The 24,844-nt window shown below is 43.5% G+C and carries 18 protein-coding genes; 9 read left to right on the top strand and 9 right to left on the bottom strand.

The features are described 5' to 3' along the window. Nucleotides 1–109 precede the first annotated feature (109 nt). The 3 genes from GNF10_RS08520 to GNF10_RS08530 form a co-directional block, all read right to left on the bottom strand. Entirely contained in the window at nt 110–1,246 is a 1,137-nt protein-coding gene (locus GNF10_RS08520; RefSeq protein ID WP_185583036.1) for an AI-2E family transporter, read from the bottom strand. Nucleotides 1,247–1,336: 90 nt separating this feature from the next. Continuing rightward, a complete protein-coding gene (locus tag GNF10_RS08525; protein WP_174708011.1) occupies nt 1,337–1,528 on the bottom strand; it encodes a hypothetical protein in 192 nt (63 codons plus the stop codon). Nucleotides 1,529–1,647: 119 nt separating this feature from the next. After that, entirely contained in the window at nt 1,648–2,208 is a 561-nt protein-coding gene (locus GNF10_RS08530; RefSeq protein ID WP_185583034.1) for a Uma2 family endonuclease, read from the bottom strand. 460 nt (nt 2,209–2,668) lie between these two features. On the opposite strand from GNF10_RS08530, the gene GNF10_RS08535 reads away from it, so the two are divergent. From GNF10_RS08535 to GNF10_RS08555, 5 genes are all read left to right on the top strand, one after another. After that, entirely contained in the window at nt 2,669–4,471 is a 1,803-nt protein-coding gene (locus GNF10_RS08535) for a ShlB/FhaC/HecB family hemolysin secretion/activation protein (protein WP_185583032.1), read from the top strand. Nucleotides 4,472–4,702: 231 nt separating this feature from the next. Beyond that, the gene (locus tag GNF10_RS08540) at nt 4,703–7,126 is read left to right on the top strand and encodes an S-layer family protein (protein WP_185583048.1); all 2,424 of its coding nucleotides are present in this window, start codon (nt 4,703–4,705) and stop codon (nt 7,124–7,126) included. A gap of 129 nt (nt 7,127–7,255) precedes the next feature. After that, the gene (locus GNF10_RS08545) at nt 7,256–9,688 is read left to right on the top strand and encodes an S-layer family protein (protein WP_260445938.1); all 2,433 of its coding nucleotides are present in this window, start codon (nt 7,256–7,258) and stop codon (nt 9,686–9,688) included. Nucleotides 9,689–9,753: 65 nt separating this feature from the next. Continuing rightward, the gene (locus GNF10_RS08550) at nt 9,754–12,249 is read left to right on the top strand and encodes an S-layer family protein (RefSeq protein ID WP_185583028.1); all 2,496 of its coding nucleotides are present in this window, start codon (nt 9,754–9,756) and stop codon (nt 12,247–12,249) included. A 185-nt stretch (nt 12,250–12,434) separates the two neighbouring features. Beyond that, nucleotides 12,435–15,125, top strand: a complete 2,691-nt coding sequence (locus GNF10_RS08555) for an S-layer family protein (protein WP_260445939.1) — start codon at nt 12,435–12,437, stop codon at nt 15,123–15,125. Nucleotides 15,126–15,473: 348 nt separating this feature from the next. On the opposite strand, the gene GNF10_RS08560 is transcribed toward GNF10_RS08555, so the two are convergent. Then, on the bottom strand, nt 15,474–15,983 hold the full coding sequence (locus tag GNF10_RS08560; RefSeq protein WP_185583025.1) for a hypothetical protein: 510 nt from the start codon (nt 15,981–15,983) through the stop codon (nt 15,474–15,476). Nucleotides 15,984–16,012: 29 nt separating this feature from the next. Continuing rightward, a complete protein-coding gene (gene thrB, locus GNF10_RS08565; protein WP_185583023.1) occupies nt 16,013–16,927 on the bottom strand; it encodes a homoserine kinase in 915 nt (304 codons plus the stop codon). A 173-nt stretch (nt 16,928–17,100) separates the two neighbouring features. Between thrB and GNF10_RS08570 the strand changes: the two genes are divergently transcribed. Together GNF10_RS08570 and GNF10_RS08575 are read left to right on the top strand one after the other, a co-directional pair. Beyond that, entirely contained in the window at nt 17,101–17,841 is a 741-nt protein-coding gene (locus GNF10_RS08570; protein WP_185583021.1) for an RNA methyltransferase, read from the top strand. 336 nt (nt 17,842–18,177) lie between these two features. After that, nucleotides 18,178–19,743 (top strand): serine hydrolase, encoded by a 1,566-nt coding sequence (locus GNF10_RS08575; protein WP_185580283.1) that lies wholly within the window; start codon nt 18,178–18,180, stop codon nt 19,741–19,743. A gap of 169 nt (nt 19,744–19,912) precedes the next feature. On the opposite strand, the gene GNF10_RS08580 is transcribed toward GNF10_RS08575, so the two are convergent. Continuing rightward, nucleotides 19,913–20,170, bottom strand: a complete 258-nt coding sequence (locus tag GNF10_RS08580; RefSeq protein WP_185592119.1) for a hypothetical protein — start codon at nt 20,168–20,170, stop codon at nt 19,913–19,915. Between the two features lie 272 nt (nt 20,171–20,442). On the opposite strand from GNF10_RS08580, the gene GNF10_RS08585 reads away from it, so the two are divergent. Beyond that, entirely contained in the window at nt 20,443–20,589 is a 147-nt protein-coding gene (locus GNF10_RS08585; RefSeq protein WP_185580282.1) for a hypothetical protein, read from the top strand. A gap of 72 nt (nt 20,590–20,661) precedes the next feature. Here GNF10_RS08585 and dprA read toward each other — a convergent pair whose 3' ends face one another. After that, nucleotides 20,662–21,777, bottom strand: coding sequence for a DNA-processing protein DprA (gene dprA, locus GNF10_RS08590; protein ID WP_185580284.1), 1,116 nt, complete (start codon nt 21,775–21,777; stop codon nt 20,662–20,664). 379 nt (nt 21,778–22,156) lie between these two features. Between dprA and GNF10_RS08595 the strand changes: the two genes are divergently transcribed. Beyond that, entirely contained in the window at nt 22,157–23,236 is a 1,080-nt protein-coding gene (locus GNF10_RS08595) for an alpha/beta hydrolase (RefSeq protein WP_311774139.1), read from the top strand. A gap of 114 nt (nt 23,237–23,350) precedes the next feature. Here the strand turns inward: GNF10_RS08595 and GNF10_RS08600 are convergent, their stop codons facing one another. Both GNF10_RS08600 and GNF10_RS08605 read right to left on the bottom strand, forming a co-directional pair. After that, nucleotides 23,351–24,040, bottom strand: a complete 690-nt coding sequence (locus GNF10_RS08600) for an ElyC/SanA/YdcF family protein (protein WP_185580280.1) — start codon at nt 24,038–24,040, stop codon at nt 23,351–23,353. Continuing rightward, complete coding sequence (locus GNF10_RS08605; protein ID WP_185580279.1) at nt 24,040–24,696, bottom strand: DUF2301 domain-containing membrane protein; 657 nt, start codon at nt 24,694–24,696, stop codon at nt 24,040–24,042. Before GNF10_RS08605 ends, GNF10_RS08600 begins: the two co-directional genes overlap by 1 nt. Nucleotides 24,697–24,844 lie beyond the last annotated feature (148 nt).

Below are 24,844 nucleotides of genomic sequence, written 5' to 3' on the forward strand. Positions count from 1 at the left end.
CCTTTATAAGGGGAGGGTTAGGGTGGGGTAAAAATCTTATACATCAATCATGACTTTTCAAACAACCTCTTAGACTAAGAAACACATTTATTGATTAATATTCTTTTTGTCAAATATCATCATCAATCCGTTGCTCCCGATGAACATCGGGATTATCTGCTTTCCAATAGTCCTCTACTTCAGGAGATTCAGAAACCATCACCAACTCAGTCTCTTTTTTCTGATTATTTCCCCATTCATCTAAAACATCTTTGATTAACACTTCTTGCAACCAAATCTTAGCCACAACAGTCAGAGGTAGTGCTAGAAATAATCCTAAAAAGCCAAAGAAAGTTACGAAAAATAGTTGAGCAATTAAGGTTATGGCTGGCAGCAACGAAACTTGCTGTGCCATTACAATGGGCGTAATGAAATTGCTCTCAACCTGTTGAATGATAAAGTAGAGAATCAAGACAGCGATCGCTTTCCAAGGTTCATCCAAAAAGGCGATCGCCATTGCTGGGATTACGCTCATTGTTGGGCCTAGGTTGGGAATCAAGTTAAAAAATCCCGCTAAAACCGCTAAAGCTAGTGCTGCCTTGACATGCAAAATTGATAAGCCAATAAGACTCATCAGCCCTACTACAAAGATGGCAATGAAAGCGCCTGTAATCCATCCCTCCAAAGAGACTTCACATTTATCTAAAATCCCATCTACCCGTCGCCGATAAAATGAAGGGAAAAGCCGGACAAATACTTTGCGGTAAGCTATTGGGTCGGCTAACATCATTCCTGTTAAAACCAACACTAGCAAAATCTTGAGGACGACTTCTAAAGAGCCAGATACAAAAGCAAAGGAGTTTCCCAGTAATCGATTGGCGAAGGGCTGTACTTGTTGGATGAGACTATTGATATCTGGGATATAAGGAACTAATTGGTCAGGAATACGAGTTCTCAGGGCATCAAGCCAACTATTAAAGCGTCCAAACCCTTTAGGAACCTGATAGGTTAGTTCTTGAAACTGCTGTGCAAATGGTGGGACAATAAGCCAGAAAAAACCCACAATGCCTGCGAAAAAGATCGCTACTGCCAGGAGAACGGCGAATCCACGCTTCATCCCAAAGCGTTGAAAGCGTTTTGCTAGCCGATTCAAGGTTGTGGCTAACACAACTGCGGCAAACATAAGCAAAAGCACTTCCCGGATTTGCCACAGGATGTATAAAGAAAGAACTATGGCGATTAAGCCGATCCATTGACCGAGGTTCACAGGCTAACTCCCAACGGTTGGCAAGATGCAATTTTGTTGTAATTCAGCTAGGTTAGCTGATTTTAGTCACTTGTGCGTAGATCGTTTAAGTTAATTTTGTTTCTGTGCTTGAAATCGCCACAGTAGGGCGATCGCTATAATCACAATCGGCAACAATACTATAATTAGCGCGTTGGTTCCTGTCGCCGGAATTGATAGACTTGGCCCCACATACTTAATTAATACTGATAACAAAGCCGACAGTAAAAGCAGTTTCAGAACAAATCCTAGTTGATTTCCCATAAAAGTACGGCATAAAATTTTTTGTGGTACATACGAGTTTGCGCTGTACGGTTCAGTTTCTACAATAAACCTACAGATACAATCCTTTCCAACTTTCTTTAGGAAATGCGTTCGCTTTTTTAGGTCAAACTCAACCAGCCAAAAATTTGTTCTACAGTCAGTTCCAACTCGATACCCTCTAGGATGGGTAATTTATCTGCACCTTCGTATAATTCCACCCTCTGTCCAGGAAACACCCCCAACACACTTTCGTCTTCGGGGTTAATTAACCAGCCTAATTCATTACCATTACGCGAACAATGCAATAATTTACTCAATACTTTTTTTAACTTTTGGTCTGGGGAAAGAATCTCAATTGCCCAGTCGGGATGAATTTCAAAACGATTAGCAATTCTGCCAGATGGAGTTTTAGGAATTCTATCCCAACGAAACACAGACACATCAGGGACGATAGAAGCACCGCCAAAGGTACAGCGTAGTTCTGAAAAAGCTATAGCAATTTTCTGCCTTTTAACTATACCGTTAATTGTTTCGCAAAGAGTAACCTGAAGTAAGCTATGTTCCCCTTGAGGCATTGGTTTTTGAGTAACTTTACCGTTGATAAAGTCTAATGCTGGCTCAGTTTCTGACAGTTTGAGGAACTCGTCTAAAGTTAGTTGGGGTTGAGTTGCGATCGCCATCAGCAAATAGCATAGAGGGGATGGTTTAATTATGTGCGTTGGCGATCACCTAGAGTATTGATTCACTAAATTAAATTGTCTCTTCGCTTGATCACTCTTGACAAAAAGCAGTATTTACGCTGATGATAGCTGTAAAAAATACAGCCATTATGAATAGTGGTACATCGCTCGTTACACCAAAGTATCGGGGATGGACTGAATGTAAAGAAAGAATCATTGAAGAAAAATTCAGAAGTTAGATTCAGGAGCGAAGCCGGAGACGTTTCCGTTACTCCGGTTAGATCGAGACCACTAAATCTTCCTATTTAGTGCGGGTCTTAAACCTCTCTATTCAGAGGATAGCGGACTTGCTACTGCTTCTTTGGTCAGAATAAACAACTGAATTCTGACCAAAGAAGACATTCGGCTCCCTTCCTGACTCCTGAATTCTTATTTAGTAAATTTAAGGAGAAGGGTGTCAGTGAAACAAGTCATTATTGAGAACTTTATTATTAGCTCAGTATTTTCTAAGAAACAAATATTAAACAAGCCTGTAAGTATAATCTCTGGACTACGACCTCTGGCATTCGGCTTTGTTTTAGCAGCAGTATTATGTAATTATCAGCAGGTCATTGCCCAAACTCCAAATCCTGATACCTTACCACCTGGTCGCTTAGAAGAAGTTCCGGTAACACCCTTACCCACTGACGTGTTGCCAAAGCCAACAGATAACAATCAATTAGTCCCTTTGCCCACAATACCAGATGAGTCAATTCCAAGTCAGGATAACTCGAATGCGAAATTTCGGGTAGATCGGATTGAAGTTGTAGGTAGTACAGTTTTCAAACCAGAGCAATTTGCCACGATTACCAATCCCTTTGTCGGCAAAGAAGTGACATTTGCAGAATTATTGCAAATCAAAGATGCGATCGCCAAGCTTTACATTGAGAACGGTTATGTAACCACAGGAGCATTGATTACACCGCAGACACTAGAAGCGGGAACAGTAAAGATTCAGGTAATCGAAGGCAGTCTGCAAGAAATCAAAATCATTGGTAACAGACGATTAGGTAGTAAATACATTCGCGATCGCATCCAACTAGGTGCTGGCAAACCCCTAAATATACCACGCCTCCTAGAAAAACTCCAACTATTGCGCCTCGATCCACGGATTCAAAACCTCTCAGCCGAATTACAAACAGGCGTACATCCGGGAAGCAATGTATTGCAAGTTGAGGTTGAAGAAGCAGACACTTTTAAACTGACGGCCAGCCTAGATAATGGGCGATCGCCAAGTGTAGGTAGTTTTCGCCGAGGAGTGGATCTGCAAGAAGCCAATTTATTAGGTTTGGGCGATACCCTGAGTGTGGGATACGCCAATACTGATGGCAGTAATAGCATTAATGCCAATTACACACTACCGATTAATGCCCACAATGGCACTATATCCTTTGGCTTTAGCCAAGGATGGAACCACGTTATTGAAAAACCATTCAGTGTCCTTGATATCCAGTCAGATTCTCAATCTTATGAATTAGGATATCGGCAACCATTAGTGCAAAAACCAACCCAAGAGTTGGCAGTCGGGCTGTCATTTTCGCGCCAATCAAGCCAAACTGAGTTGGGTATTGATAATATTGGGCCGTTTCGCCTCTCCCCTGGTGCAGATGAGAAGGGAAAAACGAATATTTCGGCTCTGCGCTTTTTTCAAGAATATACCCAGCGAAGTAACCAGTCTGTGTTTGCAGCGCGATCGCAATTGAGTTTTGGGGTAGATTGGTTCGATGCCAATGTCAGTGAGAGTGAACCAGATAGCCGCTTTTTCGCATGGCGGGGACAGGCGCAGTGGGTACGACAATTAGCAGCAGACACATTATTTTTAGTTAGAGGCGATTTCCAATTAGCGGCAGATTCCTTGGTGCCTTTAGAGCAATTTGGTCTTGGTGGACAACTAAGTGTCCGGGGCTATCGTCAAGACGCATTACTTACAGATAATGGTCTGTTGTTTTCAGCAGAATTTCGAGTCCCCATTGTCCGCGCGAAAAAGATTGACGGGGTGCTGCAACTCACACCCTTCATTGATGTGGGTAAAGGTTGGAACGTCAACGGCGAAAATCCATCGCCTAGCACTCTTGTTAGTACTGGGTTGGGGCTGTTGTGGAAACAGGGTGATGACTTATCGGCTCGTTTAGATTGGGGCATTCCTTTAATCTCGGTGGATGGTGAAAAGCGATCGCTCCAAGAAAATGGTTTGTACTTCTCACTGCGTTATTCGCCATTTTGACCTTGATTTCTCACAAGTGAGAAATCAAGGAGTGTGGGAGGTGTGGGAGGATGGGGAAGAAATCTGACCCCGCACACTCCTCTGCCTACAGTATCGTGATAAATCCGGGTTTGAGGCGATGTTTCAAAACTATACCGTTTTGGGCAACCTAACATGCAAGGTATAAATAAAGGCTTGGCAATGACAACGAACTCTATTTGGTTGTGTCTGTGCAGTAGAATAGTGCCGTTGATGGTAATGCCACTTTGGTGCAGCTTTGCCAATGCCCAGGTAACTCCTGATAGCACTTTAAATACTACTGTCTCTCAAAGCGGTAATAACTTCACTATCATCAATGGTAGTGCTGCCAACAGTAACCTATTTCACAGTTTCCAGCAGTTTTCGGTTCCCACTGGCGGTTCGGCTACCTTTGATTTAGTAAACACACCCAACATTTCCACCATCTTTAGCCGTGTTACTGGTGGTAATATATCTAACATTGATGGCTTGATTCAGACGATTAACAGCAACAACTCCGTTAGTCTATTGTTGATTAACCCTAATGGAATAATCTTTGGAGCCAATGCCCAACTGAATATAGGGGGTTCATTTATTGGTACAACTGCCAACAGTATTAAATTTACCGATGGGATTGAGTTTAGCGCGATTAATTCTCAAGCTACCCCACTGTTGAGCATCAATGTTCCCCTTGGATTGCAGATGGGTAGTAATCCCGCATCAATCACCGTTCAAAGCACAGGACACCGCTTGACTAATATCGCTGGACTGCCTCTTGTCACTCAAAATCCGAGTGCGACAGAATTACGGGTACAGCCGGGAAAAACCCTAGCTTTGGTGGGTGGCAATCTGAATCTGAATGGGGCAACTCTGACCGCCAAGCAAGGGCAAGTAGAATTAGGCAGTGTGAGTGGTGCAGGATTGGTTAGTTTGCTCCCAACTGCACAGGGGTATACTTTAGGATATGAAGATGGGCAAAAGTTTGGTGATATTCAGCTTACACAGCGATCGCTATTAGATATAAGCGGAGTGAATGCAGGCTCCGTTCAAATTCGGGGGCGACACATTCAATTCACCGATGGCTCTCTGGTGCTGGCGCGAAATTTAGGCAATCTCCCTGGTGGCGATATTCGCCTTCAGGCTACAGAGGCAATTGATCTGATTGGTACAACAGCTAATACCACAATTCGGAGTGGGGTGCGTACTGAAGCTGTAGGTATCGCAGCTAGTGGGAACATCAGTGTAATTGCTCCCCGGCTTACCCTCCAGCAGGGAGCGGGGTTGAATAGCATTTCAGCTGGAGTGGCTCCCAGTGGGAATATCCACCTTGATGCAACAACAATTGAACTGTCTGGCTTCTCACCAATCAATCCAAATAATGTTACGACCCTTTCTACTTCTGTTTATGCTTCTGGGAACGCTGGCGATATCTCCGTCAATGCCAATAGTTTACTAGTATCAAATGGTGCCTCACTGATTTCAGCTACATTTGGCAGTGGCTCCAGTGGTAAAGTGGCAATTCGCACCAATCACACCACTGTCATGGGACAAAGCCCCGCCGGGCCATATAGCAACATTAGCTCAACTACATTTGCGGCCGGAAACGCCAAAACTTTGACCCTAGATACCGCCAAGTTGCAAATTCTGGATGGGGGAGCAGTTGGGACAACCACATTTTTTGCCGGTAATGGGGGAGATATAAGTATTAACGCTACGGAATCCATCGAGATCAGTGGTCGCAGTCGGAACAATAACAGCAGTATTAACTCATCTACCACTCGACTACTTCCAATACTGCGGCAGAGATTTGGTCTGCCAGATAAACTCACGGCAAATGCGGGTAGTGTGAGCATTACCACGCCGAACCTGACGGTGACAGATGGCGCGACAGTCAGTGTCACTAGTCAAGGCAGTGGAAATGGTGGCAGTCTCAAGATCACAGCCAATACCATTCGATTAGACCGTCAAGGAAGTATTCAGGCACAAACAGAATCAGGTAATGGAGGTAATATCGCCTTAGAAGTTGGGAATTTATTGCTGCTGCGCGACAATAGTGCGATCGCCGCAACAGCAGGTGGTAATGGTAATGGAGGTAATATAAACATTAATGCACCGATCATCGCCGGCTTAAAAAACAGCGACATTATTGCTAATGCAGTACAAGGCAGAGGTGGTAATATCCAAATCACTACTCAAGGCATCTTTGGGCTGAAGTACCGCGACCGCCTCACTCCAGAAAGTGACATCACCGCCAGTTCTCAATTTGGGGTCAGCGGCACTGTTCAAGTTAATACTATCGGAGTCGATCCTAATTCTGGCTTAGTGGAACTACCAGCGAATGTCACTGATTCATCACAGCAAATAGCCAGTGGTTGTTCTGCAAGTCAAGGTAGTCGATTTGTCGCCACGGGACGGGGTGGAATACCACAAAATCCAACGCAAGAAGTGACGAGCGATCGCACTTGGTCTGATATCCGCGATCTCTCTGCATACCGGAAAAATAGCGAAATCACGACACAAACCCCTGCATCCTCAGAGCTTCTTGTCCAAGCTACAGGTTGGCATCGTAACACTCAGGGAAAAATTGAGTTAGTTGCAAATAAATCTTCCACTCAGGTGCAACAATCATTGTTAACCTGTGCTGCAATGCCAAACTAATCAGTCCTAAAGCCAAAACAAGCAGAGATTTTTGGGTATTTTAAAATACAAAGTATCAATAAAGGTTTGGCGATGAGTACGACCCCTCTTTGGTTAGTTCTGTGTAGTGGAATACTACCGTTAATATTAATGCCACTTCGGTGCGGCTTTGTGAGTGCCCAGATAACTCCTGATAGCACCCTCAACACCACTGTCTCTCAAAGTGGCGATAACTTTACTATCACCAACGGTAATCGAGTTGGCAACAATTTATTTCACAGCTTCAGCCAATTTTCAATTCCTAGCAACGGCTCGGCTTTTTTCAACAATGCCGCAGATGTGCAAAATATCTTCAGTCGCGTTACTGGAGGCAGTGTTTCCAACATTGATGGTTTAATTAAAGCCAATGGTAGCGCTAATCTGTTTTTGCTCAATCCCAGTGGGATTATTTTCGGTGCGAATGCCCAACTTAATATTGGCGGTTCATTTATAGGTAGCACAGCCTCAAGTATTAAATTTGCGGATGGAGCGGAATTTAGTGCAACTAATCCTGGTGCGACACCATTACTGACAATGAGTGTTCCCATTGGCTTGCAAATGGGCAGTAATCCAACCTCCATCACAGTTCAAGGTATAGGTCATGCCCTAACATCTGTCAGTAGCCTCGCCCCCATCACTCAAAACCCCAGTTCCTCACAATTGAGGGTAAAGCCAGGAAAAACCTTGGCATTGGTAGGGGGTAATTTGAATCTCACCGGGGCAACCTTGAACGCGCCCGAAGGACATTTGGAATTGGGGAGTTTAAGCGGAGTCGGAATGGTCAGTTTGAACCCCATCGCCCAGGGTTATCAGTTAAATTACGAGAACGGGCAAAACTTTGCAGATATCCAACTCACCCAAAAATCCTTGCTGACTGTAGGAGCATTGCTAAGTGCTGGTGCATTAAATGCCGGTTCTGTACAGTTGCAGGGAAGGCACATTCAAATCAGTGATGGTTCAATCGTGTTTTCCAAACATCTGGGAAATGTCCCTGGAGGTGATATTCTTTTACAGGCTGCGGAGGGGATCGATATTATGGGTACAACTGCCAATGCCCAAATTCGCAGTGGTATCCGCTCTGAAGGGTTGAATACTGGCACGGGTTCACCCATCCATATCATCACTCCTCACTTAACCCTCTCTCAAGGTGCAGGAGTCAACAACAATGCTTTTGGATTGGCAGCCAGTGGTGATATTCGGATTGATGCAGAGACAGTGGAGTTATCTGGTTTCTCTCCCATCAATCCTACAGGAGTAACCTCCCTGACTACCTCTTCCCGAACAGCTAAATCAGCAGGCAATCTCTTCATTAACAGTAATAATCTACTGGTTTCTCAGGGAGCAGCCATCTCTTCAGTGGGATTTGGGGCTGGTTCAACGGGGCAAGTCACCATTCACAGCAATAATACCACTGTCACGGGAGACAATCCGGCAGGACTCTATAGCAACATTAGCGCAATCACCTATGGCACAGGCGATGCCCAAACCTTGACGTTAGATACAAACCGATTACAACTGCTCAATGGGGGAGTAGTAGCTACCACATCCTTCTTGATTGGTGAAGCTGGAAATTTAAACATTAACGCGACGGAATCGATTCTGATTGACGGGCACAGCCAGGCTAACAATAGCAGTATTAACTCAGCCGTCCTTATCCCTCAAGCATTAATTCAAAAGTTATTCAGTTTGCCCAATGTTCTTTCGGCGAATGCCGGAACTGTGAATGTAAGCACCCCTACCCTGACGTTGAGCAATGGCGGCGCAGTTAGTGTAACTAATCAGGGCACAGGCGATGGGGGTCATATAAACATTACTGCCAACACGATATTTTTAGATCGTCAAGGTAGCATTCAAGCTCAAACGACATCGGGTGAGGGAGGTAATATTACCTCAAAAGTCAGCGAGTTGTTGTTACTACGTCACAATAGCTTGATTAGTGCGACATCCGGGGGTAAGGGTAATGGTGGCAATATTAGCATTAATGCTCCTGTGATCGCTGGGCTAGAAAACAGTGACATTGTTGCTAATGCAGTGAAAGGAAGAGGCGGCAATATTGATATCACCACTCAAGGTATTATTGGTCTCGTATTCCACAATACCCTGATTCCTAGAGAAGAACTCACCAATGACATTACCGCTAGTTCCGAATTTAATGTCAACGGTACAGTGCAAATTAATAACATTGGTGTCGATCCCAATTCTGGCTTAACGGCATTGCCAGCAAATGTAACTGATCCATCCCAGCAAATTGCTACAGGTTGTTCTACAAATCGAGGTAGTAGTTTTGTCGCCACGGGACGAGGTGGGATACCGCAAAATCCCAGTCAAGATGTTACCAGCGATCGCACTTGGTCTGATATCCGCGATATCTCTACATACCGCAAAACTGGCGAAGTGATAGCCCAAATACCCACAAAAGAGGCAGTTCTTGTCCAGGCTACAGGTTGGCGACGTAATACACAAGGAAAAATTGAGTTAATTACAGATAAATCTCCTACTCAGGCGCAACAACCATTAACCTGTGCTGCTGTTCCTAAAAGTTAATGATGTTATGAATAATGCCCTGAATGGGAACTCTAACTTTAAATCAGTAAAGGAAGTCTTTGGTGATGAGAGTCGTACCCTTTCTATTTATATTAATAAGTGGGTTATTCACTCCAGGAATGATGCCATCGGCGATACTCCCTTGGAGTGGCTGCGCCAACGCTCAGGTGTCATCTGATGGTACAACTAACACCATTGTCAACCAAAGCGGTAATAATTTTAATATTCTTAATGGCAGAGAAAAAGGTAATAATTTATTTCACAGTTTCACTAATTTTTCTTTACCTACAGGTACTTCAGCAACTTTTGATTTAACTAATACCCCAAATATTACAACTATATTTAGTCGAGTTACTGGGGGAAATATTTCTCAGATTGATGGGTTAATTAGCACGCTTCATAGTAATAATCCTGTAAGCTTGTTTGTAATGAATCCGGCGGGAATTGTCTTTGGACAAAATGCCCGTTTGGATATTAGTGGCTCATTTGTGGGGACGACAGCAAATAGTATTAAGTTTGCCGATGGTGTTGAATTTAGTGCCACGAATCTCCTTAGTCCACCGTTATTGACAATGAATGTACCTGTGGGGTTGCAGATGGGACAAAATCCGGGTAGTATTCAAATCCGAGGACAAGGACACGATCTTCTTCACCCACCCAATTTTTTAAACCCTGTTACCCGCAATCTCCAACAGGCTGGTTTGCGTGTGTTTCCAGGCAAAACATTAGCCCTCATTGGTAACGGTATTCAATTAGATGCAGGGGTTTTAATTGCTGAAAGCGGACACATTGAACTCGGCAGCGTGGGTACAGGAAGCATCAATTTGAATACAAATACTCCCAATTGGGAATTTGGCTACAGTCCTAATCAAAATTTATCAGATATTCATATAACTCGCGCAGCCCTTATAGATGCAAGTGGAAATCCTGGAGGCTCGATTTATCTTCAAGGAAAAGACATTCGTATTCAAGACAGTTCTATTGTATTTATTCAACATCAAGGAGAGCAAAATGCAGGTAGGATCAAGATTAACGCAGACTTATTAGAGATGACTGGCGCACTGCAAAACAAGGATCAAAGTTTGATTATGTCTGAAAATCTGGGTAGTGGATCTGGAGCGAATATAGATGTTTCAGTCAGACAGATCGTGGTGCAAGATGGCGGTGGAATTCTCTCTACTACTTACCTCAATAGGGGAAATGGTGGAAATATCGCTATAAATGCCACAGAATCAATCCACATCCTGGGGTTTTCTCCCTTCGATTTTCGCAGTAGTGGCATCAATAGCCCATCCTTTCAGGGAGGGGGACGGGGTGGAAATATTTTTATCACCACCAAAAATTTAATTGGTAGAGAAGGTGGAGGAATCTCATCGCTGGTTCAGGGGGGAGCAGGTGGTGGAAATATTGATGCGATCGCAGATACGATTACTTTAATGGGTGAGAATCCAGGCTTTGGTGGAGCTTCCGCTATTTCTACATCGACCTTTTTTGGCGGGGATGGAGGTGCGATAACCATCAATACAGGACGCTTGCTACTAAAGGCATCCGGGTTAATTTCTGCCAGTACTTCTGATTCTGGTAATGCTGGTAGTCTGACCATTAATGCGCGTGAATCCATTGAAATTGACGGTTCAGGTTCAGTTTTGGCGGAACATAGTCGGATAACTGCATCAGGGCAAAAATTTCGACCCAGATTTCTACAAAACACTGGATTGTCTGCATTCCCGACTGGAAATGGGGGTAACTTAACTATTACATCTCCCAGTATTAAAGTTAGCAATCAAGGCTATATCGCGGCTGAAAATGTGGGTAGTGGAAATGGTGGATACTTGCAAATTCAAGCTGACTCAATCGTTTTAGATCAACAAGGTCAAATTAGAACTGCCGCAGCATCTGGGCTAGGAGGTTCCCTGAAACTTGCTGTGCGAGATATTCTGCTAATGCGCCACAATAGCCTGATCAGTGCCAAGGCAGGAGGTATAGGCAATGGTGGCAATATTAATATCAATTCTCCGATTATTGCTGGATTAGAAAATAGTGATATTATCGCCAATGCAGTTGCAGGTAATGGTGGTAACATCCAAATCACCACCCAAGGCATATTCGGGCTAAAATTCCGTCCTCAACTCACCTTAGAGAACGATATTACTGCCAGTTCCCAATTTGGTGTTAACGGTACAGTTCAAGTTAATACTATTGGTGTCGATCCCAATTCGGGCTTAGTGGAATTGCCAGCAAATGTCACCGATCCATCCCAGCAAATAGCCAATGGTTGTTCTGCAAATCAAGGTAGTCGTTTTGTGACAACGGGAAGGGGTGGAGTGCCGCAAAATCCAACGCAGCAAATTAGGAGCGATCGCACTTGGTCTGATACTCGTGATATCTCTGCATACCGCAAAACACAGCCAGTACAAGCCCAAATTCCCCCATCCTCAGAGGTTCTTGTCCAAGCCACTTCTTGGCATCGCAATGCTGACGGCAAAATTGAGTTAATAACAGATAAATCTCCTGTTCAGGTGCAACAGGCATTAGATTGTGCTGCTATTCGCAAAAGTTAATTTGCCCCAGAAATTCCAACGGTTTAATAGCGATCGCAAGTATTCCAAATACTTAAAGATTAAGCTTTTGCTGATGTTAAGGGCGATCGCGCCTAGGGAATAATGAAACTTAGATGAAATGAGACTAAGTGATGAAAACACGCTCTGTTGGATTGGGTTTGGTTAATGGAATGTTGGCAAGTGTCATGCTATTGCCATTAGGAACAATATTTCTTTGGAGTGGCTCTGTCAATGCTCAAGTCACCTCAGATGGCAGCCTCAATACCACCGTCTCCCAGAATGGCAATAATTTCACGATTACCAATGGTAGTGCCGCAGGCAGTAATCTCTTTCACAGCTTTGGGCAGTTTTCAGTTCCCACTGGTGGTTCAGCCACATTCAATTTAATTAATACCCCGAACATCTCTACAATTTTCAGCCGAGTCACAGGGGGTAGTGTTTCTAATATAGATGGCTTGATTCAGACTCTTAATAGCACCAACCCTGTTAGCCTATTTCTCCTGAATCCTAGCGGCATTCTCTTTGGCTCTAATGCCAGCTTAAATATTAGTGGGTCATTTGTTGGGACTACTGCCGACAGCATAAAATTTGCGGACGGATTCAAGTTTAATGCCAATGATGCCACACCACCCGCTTTATTAACTATGAGTGTGCCAGTTGGATTGCAACTTGGAGCTAATGCCGGAACAATTCGCACCCAAGGAACCCCAGCACTCAACTTCTTTTTTCGCCCATCACAAATGTTCAAGGCTAAAACTGTGGCGTTGGTGGGTAGTGAAATCGACATCAATCAGACCAGCCTTGCTAATCCTGACGGAAGAGTTGAATTATGGGCATTGCGAAATGCTGAGGTTGGTTTGAATAATCAAGCTGGATTGCAACTAACTAGCCCTGCTTTGGCTGACTGGGGAACAGTTTCGCTCAGACAATCTTCACTCATCGATACAAGTGGGATTAATGGCGGAGCAATCAACATTCGGGGGCGGGGTTTGACGGTTGCCGATGGTTCAGGAATTAGTTCTGCTACTGGTAATTTTGGACAAGGGCAGGGTATCACCGTCAAAACCACAGAATTTGTAGATTTGTTAGGAGCCTCTGTGCCAGAGAATTATGATACCCCTGGATTATTCACTAGTGTATCGGGAACTGGGGCAAGAGCAGGAGACATTACCATCGAAACTGAACGTTTACGGATTCTGAATGGAGCTTGGTTGCAGTCCATTAATAATGGCTTTGCCTTTGACTTTTCGACTTTTCAGTTAACCGGAATCAACGATACTAGTACTGGAAATATTACTGTTCGTGCTAAAGATGTGGAAGTGAACGGATACAACCCATTTCCTTCTCCTTTTACTGGTATTGCTAATTTTCGACCTAGCGCTATTACTACTTTGGTAAATGGTGGTGACAGGAATAATAGTGGCAGTATCACCATTGAGGCAGATCGAGTTCATCTGCTCAATGGAGGTCGCATCAGTACAGATATCCTTGGCTTTAACTTCCCTGGTTTTGAGTTCATGACTACTGGCAATGCAGGGAACATCTCGATCCGCTCTGCTGAGAGTCTCGAAATTAAGGGGGTGACACCTTCTGGATTGACTGGTGCTGTCATCAGTGCAATTCAAGGTTTTGCAAAAGGTTCAGGCGGCAATATCACTATCGATACTGGATATTTGCAAGTAGCAGATGGTGGGGCTATATCTAGTGCGCTATCAGGTACTGGCAAAGCTGGAAATATCGAGATTCATGCAAAAGATGTAGAAGTCAGCGACCCTATGATCGATAGTTTTAGCAATACATTTAGTGGTATCACTGTTGCAGTAGCTAAGGATGCAGTTGGTCAGGGTGGAAATATTAACCTGCAAGCTGAACGCCTGCGTGTTTTCAACGGTGGACAGATCACCTCATCCAGCTTGGGCCAAGGATCTGCTGGCAGTGTTAATTTACGGGTTAATAACATTGACGTGCAGGGCATCTCTCAACCTTTAGCTGATGGTCGGATACTGCCCAGTACTATTACCGCATCCGCAGCCAATGCCTTTACTGCTCGGTCAGTGAATATCATAACTGACAGCTTGAGCGTTCGCGATGGCGCAGAAATTACCGTCAGCAATTCTGGAACAGGGGATGCAGGTAATCTCAATATTAACGCCCGTAATATCTTCTTGGATAATAAAGCAAACCTACGAGCGGAAGTGAATGGAGGTAGTCGTGGTAATATCCGTCTCCAGGCAAGTGATTTTCTCTTGTTGCGGCGTGGCAGTAGCATCATCACTAATGCTCATGGTGCTTCTACAGGAGGCAACATTGAAATCAGTGCGGGGTCTATTGTCGCTGTCCCAAAAGAAAACAGCGACATTTCGGCGAATGCTGTACTCGGACAAGGCGGCAACATCCAAATCACTACTCAAGGCATCTTCGGATTGGAATTCCGTGACCAACTCACTACCGATAGTGATATCACTGCCAGTTCGCAATTTGGGGTCAGCGGCACTGTTCAAGTTAATACTATCGGTGTCGATCCAAATTCTGGCTTAGTTGAACTACCAGCAAATGTCGTCGATTCATCTCAACAAATAGCCAGTGGTTGTTCTGCAAACCAAGGTAGTACTTTTGTGGCAACAGGACGGGGTGGTGTGCCACAAAATCCAACTCAGGAAATTAGGAGCGATCGCACTTGGTCTGATATCCGCGACATCTCTGCATACCGCAGTACACAGACAGTACAAGCCCAAATGCCCCCAGCATCATCAGGAGTTCTTGTCCAAGCCACTTCTTGGCATCGCAATGCTGACGGCAAAATTGAGTTAATCACAGATAAATCTCCCGTTCAGGTGCAACAGGCATTAAACTGTGCTGCTGTTCCCAAAAGTTAAGATGGTAATGGGCAGAAGTTAGACTGATGAAATAACCGATATATTGGCAGATTTGTTGTGATTTATGACTGTAAAACTCCAGACAGAAAACGATAATTTACAGGCAAGCATCAGTATAAAGATAAATCAAGAAATAGAAAATGAAAAAGTTCTCTGTTCTCATTGTCAGCGCACCGCTACGAACGGTATTAAATGTAAAGGAATTTGTGTAGCTGACAATGACTATTAAGGGAGAACCACTGCTAAATTTGCAATCATGGGCAGGCAAGATGCCTAACCCACAAAAGTTTGATGAAATTTGGTTATGCAAATTAGATGTGTTTTAGCTTAATGCTGTAGCTCACAGAATTAAATAATCCGGTTGACAATTGTCCACACTTCTAAATCAGAGCGGACATAAGGAACGGAGATTGTTTTGAACCCAGTAATGAAAGGCTTGTAATAAATCTGCCAATACATTGGACTCAGTTCATTGGCACAAGCTTTAAGAAAACGGACTTCTGCCGCCAATTCTCCAGCCAGTTGATTAATGCGTTGAGCATGAACCTGTGCCACTTCTTTCGCTTCTTCTAACTCCTGCTGTTGGATAAGTTGTTTTGATGCAACTTGCGATCGCACTAACTTACCTTGTTTTTGTTTGATCTGAAATTCCAAAGCTGCGATCGCAGCATCAATGCCCTGGAGTTCAACTGATAGTTGGGCATTTTCCCTGGCTTGACGGCGATATGCTTCAACCATTGCCTGGGGTGAATCATTCTCGCTAGAGATGACATTATTAATAGTGAGTGCAGCGCGTTCTTCTAAAAGAATTTCAATTTGAGAGTTAAGCGCCGCTATTTCAGCCTGAATTTGCTCCATAAACCGAGTTTTAAGTGCTGAGTAAAATCTTAAAAGCTTTTTGCGCCTTGGGTATCGAGAGATAGCGATCGCACCTCGGCTGTAATTCCTTCTTCTTGCCAAGCAGCTAACATCGCCGCCTCCACCGCCTTTGAGTGTAATTGATCCGCCAAAGCTAACAGTGTCGGCCCCGCACCACTAATTACCATACCATAAGCACCAGCACTAACAGCGGCAATGTTGACAGCATCATAACCAGGAATCAAAGCTTTCCGATAGGGCTGATGCAATTTATCTTGCAAAGCTGTTTTTAACCATTGTCCGTTACCAGTTTCCAAGCCGCGCAACAGTAACCCCAAATGTGCCGTATTGAAAATCGCATCAGCGCGACTCACCTCTGTTGGCAAAACGCCCCGCGCCTCTGAAGTGGAAAGTTCAAAATTAGGAATAGCCACAACTGGTACAACATCTTTATGCCAGGGAACATCACAAATTTCCCAAGCTGTGCCACTGGTAGCAGCCAGACGACATCCTCCCAACAAAGCTGGGACTACATTATCAGGATGTCCTTCCATTGCGATCGCTAACTCCATCACCTGCGACTGAGAAAGAGTAGCACCCTCAAGTTGATTTGCCGCAACTAATCCGCCAACAATCGCTGTTGCCGAACTACCCAAACCCCTCGCTAGTGGGACACCTAACTTAATCTCTATTTTCACAGTTGGCGGCGTTTGCTCTATATGTTGATAGAATTTGACAAACGCCTGGTAGAGAAGATTGCTTTCATCACTTTGGACTCGTTCAGCTTCCGTACCAGTGACATGAATAATTAGCCCACCTTCTTCTAGGCGAGTGAATTTGAACTCATTGTACAGCTTTAAAGCTGCACCGATGCAATCAAAACCAGGCCCCAAATTAGCAGTTGTGGCGGGAACGGTAACAGTGATGGCAGAAACAACAGACATTGGCAAAACTCACTAATCATCAATCAGCATCTCATATAAATGGTTGAATTCCACTCCTTCGAGGGGTGAGTGCATCAAACAGGTAAAATGATTTCAAGAAAACTCTTCTGCAGAACTACAACGCTGAGAGTTAGCCTAAAAATATTTTATGGTGCGATCGCAGGAGGCAAAAAATGGGCTTGGCTGGATTAAGAATTGTGTTGGTAGAACCAGCTGGGCCGATAAATATCGGCGCGATCGCCAGGGTAATGAAAAATTTCGGGCTATATAATTTAGTATTAGTGAACCCCCAATGCGATCCGCTCTCGACGGAAGCTTTGATGATGGCTGTTCATGGTCAAGAAATCTTAGAATCTGCCGTATATGTAGCGACCTTACCAGAAGCATTGCATGGATGTGTACGGGCGATCGCTACCACCGGTCGCGTTCGCAGTTTAGAAACACCTTTAGAAAACCCACGCACTGCACTACCCTGGTTACTGGAGGAACCAGAAAAACCCACAGCACTGATTTTTGGCAGGGAAGACCGGGGATTAAGCAATGAAGAATTAAATTATGCCCAGAGGTTTGTTGGTATTCCCACCAGTAAAGATTATGTAGCCCTAAATTTAGCTACTGCTGTGGCAATCTGCTGTTATGAATTGTCACAATCTGCCCAACAATTTGACACTCAGACCATAACCCAAACTGAACTCGCACCCTTAGATGTTTTAGAAGGATACTACCAACAATTAGAATCACTATTACTGAAAATTGGTTATGTATATCCCCATACAGCAGCTAGTCGCATGGGAAAATTTCGCCAACTATATAATCGCGCTCACCTGAAAAGTGGGGAAGTAGCCATGCTGCGAGGAATTTTGCAGCAGGTAGAATGGGCTTTGAAAAACCAGAGGGATAGTGAAAACTTGTAATTATTCGTTTAATATATACGCAATCACCCCCCCAAATATTTAATATGGCTTAAACTAAACACAAAAACGCTACTTAGTGGCAAAGTGGAATTTGAGTATTAATATTGCTTAAAGATTAAGTTTTGGGTCAGAGAAGAGGCAGGGGGGCAGGGGGCAGGGAGAAGAGGAAAGGGAGAAGAGGAAAGGGAGACAAGGAAGACAAGGGGGACAAGGAAGACAAGGGAGAATTATTGAATAAATCTCTCCATTTGTCTCCCCTACCCTCTGCTCCCTGCTCCCCTGCTCCCTGCCCCCTGCCCCCTACCTCTTCAGTCAAGTCGGTCACAAGGAGTAACTGTGTCAGAGTCAAGTGACGAACTAACAGCTTTCTCGCGGCGACAACCCCTAAATCGCCGCCAACGTCCACAAAAAGTTCAAAAAGTGGCGCAAAAGAAAGTTAAAGCTAATAGCCAGCAGCAAGCTGCCAATGGACGAGGAGCGGCGCTAGCACGCTCCAAAAAAGGCGTTGCTCCCCCCCCAACCCCTGGTACTACACGTAGGGTAAAATCGGGATTAGTCATGCCAACGGCAGTAAAACCAATACCAACTGTAAAGGGGAAAATTCCTCCCTTTCGACCAGGTGCTGTAATGGTGAAAACAGTGCGGATGGAAAAACCAAAAAGAGGCCTGCCTTCATCGCGGAAAACGCGATTAAAGCCAATGGCCAAAACTATGTTGTATGTTGTGCGCTTGTTGATTGTGGGTATTGGGATGGGTGCAATTGTGGGCACGGTATTGTCAGTATTAGACCCGGCTAATCGCATCAGTACAACTTCTGCACCTCAATCTAATAGTAATATGGCGCGATCGCAGCCACAACCTACCCAAGCTCCCCCAACTGCATCTTCGAGCTTATATCTATCCCAGGAAATTATCTCCTTGAAAAATGCTGTGCAAAATTTGGCAGCGAACTACCCAAATCTTGCACCCGGTGTTTTCTTGGTAGATTTGGACACTGGCAATTATGTAGATGTCAACGGCTCTAACAATTTTCCAGCAGCAAGCACAATTAAAGTGCCGATCCTACTTGCCTTTTTCCAGGATGTGGATGCGGGGAAAATTCGCCTTGATGAAATGCTGACCATGCAACAGGATATGGTAGCTGGCGGTTCTGGAGATATGGGGTCAAAACCAGCCGGAACCAAGTACAATGCCCTGGAAGTCGTCACTAAAATGATTACAATCAGCGACAACACGGCGACAAATATGCTGATTGCTCGACTAGGAGGGATAGAGGCGTTAAACCAGCGTTTCCGCACTTGGGGATTGACAACCACAACAATTCGTAATAACCTGCCAGATTTGCAAGGGACAAATACTACTAGTCCCAAAGAATTGGCGAATTTGATGGCTATTGTGAGCCAGGGGAATTTAGTTAGTATGCCATCACGCGATCTCATGCTCGATATCTTGCGTCGCACCCAAAGGGACACTTTACTACCATCAGGTTTGGGAACAGGGGCAAGAGCATTCCACAAAACGGGCGATATCGGTACTATGCTGGCAGATACAGGCTTAATTGTTGTTCCCACTGGCAAGCGCTATATAGCTAGCGTTATGGTACAACGCCCCGAAAACGACCCTCGCGCCGAAAAACTGATTAGCTCAATTTCTCGTGCTGCTTACCAAGAGTTTAGCCAAAATGCTGTTACACCCAGCAGTACCACAAGCACTATACCTGCAAATGGTTATCAGCCGCAGATTGGGAATCCTGCTTTACCCAACAGTACCACAGGTACTTTACCCATGAGTGGTTATCAGCCCCCTGTTATCAGTCCTGTACCTAATGCGATGGGAAGTACTGTACCGGCAAATGGTTATCAGCCTCCAGTTATGAATCCTCAGTATTATCCTCCAAGATAAGTAGGTCGGCGTATCGTTTGGATAAGACAGGGGGCTGGGGGAACTAGCGCTACGCAAGCGCTGCAAACCGCAAATTATACCCCGTAGAGGCTGGCGATCGCAATTAAAGTTACAATTTCTATTTGCAAATCAAATCGGATTGCTATACCCGAAACTATTAACCAAATAGTCATTGCTCAAATTCAAACACTAATTGCCAAAATTCCAACGTTTGCAACAAATACTCTTCCATATATAAGAAACGCTTAAGCATTTCTTGGAAATGTATAATCCGTTGTAGCAAACGCTTAATACTTTGCAACAAATACTCTTCAATGTATAAGAAACGCTTAAGTATTTCTTGCAAAGGTATAATCAGTTGCAGCAAATACTTAATACTTTGCAACAAATACTCTTCAATGTATAAGAAACGTTTAAATGATTGCAACAATTGTTGTAATGAACTTATGAATTGATTAGTTATTGGTCATTAGATTTGTTGCAAAAGTCTCTAACACCTCTCCTCTAAAGACACACAAGTCTAATTATCCCCTTTAGAAAGCTAGGGTTTATTAAGTTGCTCTTTAACCTCTTTTCTCTGCGTTCTCTGCGCCTCTGTGGTTAAATAAATGATTTATAAACCGCAGATACACAGAGAACACGGAGGAAGAAGTTAACTTTAGAAAAGTTTGTACAAGAGTTAGAGAGTTTGTAGTTTACATGAGTGATGAATTAATAGAATTGCCTGGAAGTTGGGTGTGGGCTGCTGCAATAGAAGCTTGTTCTAAAGTAGTTAACTGTCACAACAAAACTGCACCTTACACGTTGTATGGGACAGAGGATTATGCTGCTCCGAGCAGACAATAAAAATCTTTTGGGTAAATACCTTCTCTATGCTTTACAATCTCCTTTAATTCATACATAGTTTTCTTTTAACTCTTAACTTTTTTGATACCGCATTCCTGGTAATTGCAAAACTAAACCCATAAGTTCCAACTGCAACAAAGCACCGGAAACTGAGCCAGCAGCCATGCCGCTTTGTTGGACAATAAAATCGAAGGGTAAAGCATCACTTGTAAACGCATCCATTACCGTTTGCAATTCTGGCGATAAACTTGGCATTAACTTTTCTGGCGCTGTGGAAACCTCAACTCCATCAATTTGTGGTATTGCTCCCAGCATTGTTAACAGTTCGTCTAGTTCCTTAAGAATAAAACTTGCTCCCTGACTCAGTAACTTTAAGCACCCTTGAGATGGATGATCGTCCACTCTTCCAGGTAAAGCATAGACATCTCTACCAAATTCATTTGCGTAGGTAGCTGTAATTAACGCACCAGATTTTAAAGGCGCTTCCATTACCAAAATAGCGCGGCTTAAACCTGCAATAATCCGGTTGCGGCGGGGAAAGTGCGTGCGATCGGGTGGGGTTTTTGTGGGATACTCACTCACAACTAATCCAGCCGTCAAAATTTGCTTGTACAAATCCCGATTTTTATGTGGATAGATAACATCTACACCAGTTCCCAAAACTGCGATCGTGCGTCCACCTGCTTTCATTGCAGCACTGTGGCTTTCTGTGTCAATTCCCTCAGCCATCCCAGAAACGACGGTAAAGCCATTTTTAGCCAAAGCTGTACTAATTTGGCGAGTCCAACGGATGCCATATTCTGAGGGTTGGCGTGTGCCGACAATCCCAACCATCGGTTTTTGTCCGAGATTTTCTTGGAGTTCAACTTCACCGCGATAATACAAAATCGGCGGTGGACTCGGAGTTTCTAGCAGTAAGCGGGGATAATCTGCATCTGCTGGTGTCCAGAAATGGGAATTTTCTTGCTGATGCTTGGTGAATAGTTGTTCTGGGTGCAAACGCGATCGCTGTTGTACTACTTTTTCTAGTGTCTGAAAACCAAAACCCTCCACTTCTCCTAACTGCACCTTGGTAGCGTTCCAAGCTGTTGCTAGCGTACCAAAATGCTGTTGCAGCCGTCGCAATAATACCGGCCCAATTCCCGAAATTTGCGCCCAAGCTAACCAATATGCGCTTTCTTCTACCACCGTACCATCCTCACGCCTACTCGATTGAGTATTCCCAAATTGGGGTTGTTTGTTGATCAATACGGTTCGGTTAGTATGTTTGGCTCTCGGAGATCCCCCCAACCCCCCTTAAAAAAAGGGGGCTTTTGCTGCTATTTACCCCCTTTTTAAGGGAGTCGCCGTAGGCTGGGGGATCTTAACCGAACCGTATTGGTTTGTTGATGGGGATGAGGTTGATGGGGAGCAGGGGAAGAATAATTAATGACAAATGACTAACCCCTTGACTTTTGACTCTTGACTCTTGACTATTAACTATTGACTATCTTCTTATCTATCTTCTGTGATGAAATATTTTTATCGTCTTTTAATAAGCCTATCTGGGTGCTTAATATTTTTACTGGTGCATAGTGGCCTTGGTTTATTGCCTAGTTTGGCAGCCGAGAAAGTTACTGTCAGATACGGATTGTTTGAGCAATCGATCCCGGTAGCAGATATACGCAACTATGGCGAGACACAAAAGGCTTCTAGCGATTTGCAATCTTTCTTAGATTACCTCAGCGCTAAAGAGAAAGAGAAGTTTCAAGAAGCCCTTCAAGTGAAAATGTCGCTTGATATTGTGGCTTTAGATAAACTGCTAAATACAGGAATGGGCAAGCAAATTTTATCTTTTGCTTCTGGTGCGATCGCCCGCCGCGATCAAGCCAGTATACAAGCCCTACGTTCTGCCATTATCATCGGAGCAAAATCACCAGAAGGTCTAGGATTAATCAGCTTTTTAGAAGCATATCCTAGTAATCAACTAGTTGTTGATGTGTCAAAAATTTCTAAGCTAGTTGGACTAGCAAATTCATCTTCTAATTCTGCTGATGCACCACCAAAAGACAATGTAATTTCTTCATCTTTTGGAAAAATTGCACTGCAATATCAAATACTCGCCGCCCAAGATAAACAGTTTTCAGGTTGCTTATTTGGCGATTCTATTTCGGCTGGGCTTGGTAATACCCTTGGGAGTGGTACTTTTAATTTTGGGTTAAATGGCTTAAGCACAATCTCTTTACTAGAACAACTAAAAAGTTTAATTCCTACTAAAGTTAAATGCGAAAAAGCTATTATTGCCGTAGGTGGGAATGATGCTTGGTATGGAATTAGTGATGAGTTGTTTAGCAAAAATCTCCAAGAGGCGATCACGCTTGTTAGAACAATGGGAAATAAAGAGATTTTTCTGATTCCGGCTTTTTATTCAACAGTTGCAGCCAGCTTAGATCCAACTGTATCAGCCCCACTTCCTAAAGTTGAACAAATAAATGTTCTGATTAATCAAGTCGCTGAAAAAGAAAAAGTGCCAGTTGCAGCAGCAGGGCTAGCACCATTGTATGAGAATAATGTTCTTAAAGAAAATTTGACGAGTGATGGCGACCATCTCAATGCTGAGGGTCTAAAAATTTATCGACAAGCATTATTACAAATACTGGAAAAATAATATGATTTTGTGTATTGCTAAAAGCCCTCGTTAAGTTAAATATTTTTTGCTTGGAAGTCCCTAATTCGTAACTCGAAATTACGAATTACGAATTACGAATTACGAATTACACCTTTAGGCTTTCCAATTCAAAAACCGCGCATAAATATAAGCGATGCCTTCATCAATAATTGTTCGCACACCTTGGCTAGAAACCCACCATTTGTTTGGATCGTAATCATGAGTTCTAGCTGCGATCGCACCAACTTGGATTTTAGGTGTAAGTATTTTTCTGAATAGCAACCAACTCCTACGGGTGTGAACATCCAAAGAAAAAACATTAACTGATTGTAGCTTTAAATTGGAATCGGATAGCCAGCGATAAAATTCAGCAGCAGATGCATAACTACGATCCTTTATTACGTTTGGTGTCGGAACAGCTACTACCTTCTCCGATTCTAAACCGAGTTTCTCGAAGGTAGCGGCTGATACTTCTGCAAAGCTTTTATATTCGCTAAGATAATTTCCTTTTTCTATCGATCCTCCTGTAGTAATTACTAGATCATAAGAACCGTTTTTAAATTCAGTTAAAGCTTGTTGTATGGCATAATCTGGTAGCCATCCTTCAACAACTAATACTTCTGCTGATTTAATCGGGGAAGTCACGGCGAGAAATGAGTGTACATGAGTAATAGCAAAAAATATTAAGTAAGCAATCAAAGCGATCGCAATCGCCCACCCCTGAGCCGTAAGTGTCCACATTTCTTGGCGTTTTATTAGTTTGATTTTTGGAAAATTTTTACGCCGACGGTTTTTTGCCTGCATTAAATTTTAGCTAGACGTTGTTCTTCCAAGTAAGTAAATACAGATTTATCTCCAATATCACCAGGAATTGCTTGCACTGTCTTTCGCAGGGCAAATATCAAAAACAACGCTGCCCAAATTCCTAATAAAACACTTTCGCCCTGAGTTGGTAAAATTCCCACTAAATGTCCTAATAACAGTAGCGGTACTATTAGGGTTAATACTTTAGTCTCTAAGCGATTGAAGCAAAAAGCCTCTTTAAAATAAATCCCTGTCAAAGCAACGAAAATAAAACCAACCCCAAATAAGGTGAGAGGTTGATTGTAAACAGTCAGAGCTAAAGGTTCAGTACTAGAGATTGCCAGAATAACTGATGCCATACTACCGATCGCCCAAAAAATTTGCAACATTCGATGCAGTGATGCCATGTAGATATGAATGGTAAATAAACTTACACCAAGAGCGAGACTAAAACAAGCATATAAAGGTGTAAGTGCAGCTACAACAGTCGGGTTATTGTTGAACAAAATCAAAGCGCTGCCTATAGCAAAGCTGAGGGCTGCTATCATTAAGCCAGCGCGGTAGATAATTACGCCAGTGCGATCGCTCTGAGTAATTGTAAATTCCCCAAACTGACCTTGATAAACTTCTGGTGGAGGTAGTGTTTGTGTAGTCATAGTTAAAAATATTGTTACGATTTACTAATAGAGTACAATGGGAAATTGCTGAAGGGTTACTTTTATTATCGATAATAAGACGAGCTTCGTGGCACAATCGCTAAAATTTAAGCAATTTTTGTCGTATTAGTATAGCTAAAAGTGAGAT

The organism is Nostoc sp. UCD121, from assembly GCF_014222285.1.
In the GTDB taxonomy this organism is placed as follows: Bacteria; Cyanobacteriota; Cyanobacteriia; order Cyanobacteriales; family Nostocaceae; genus Nostoc.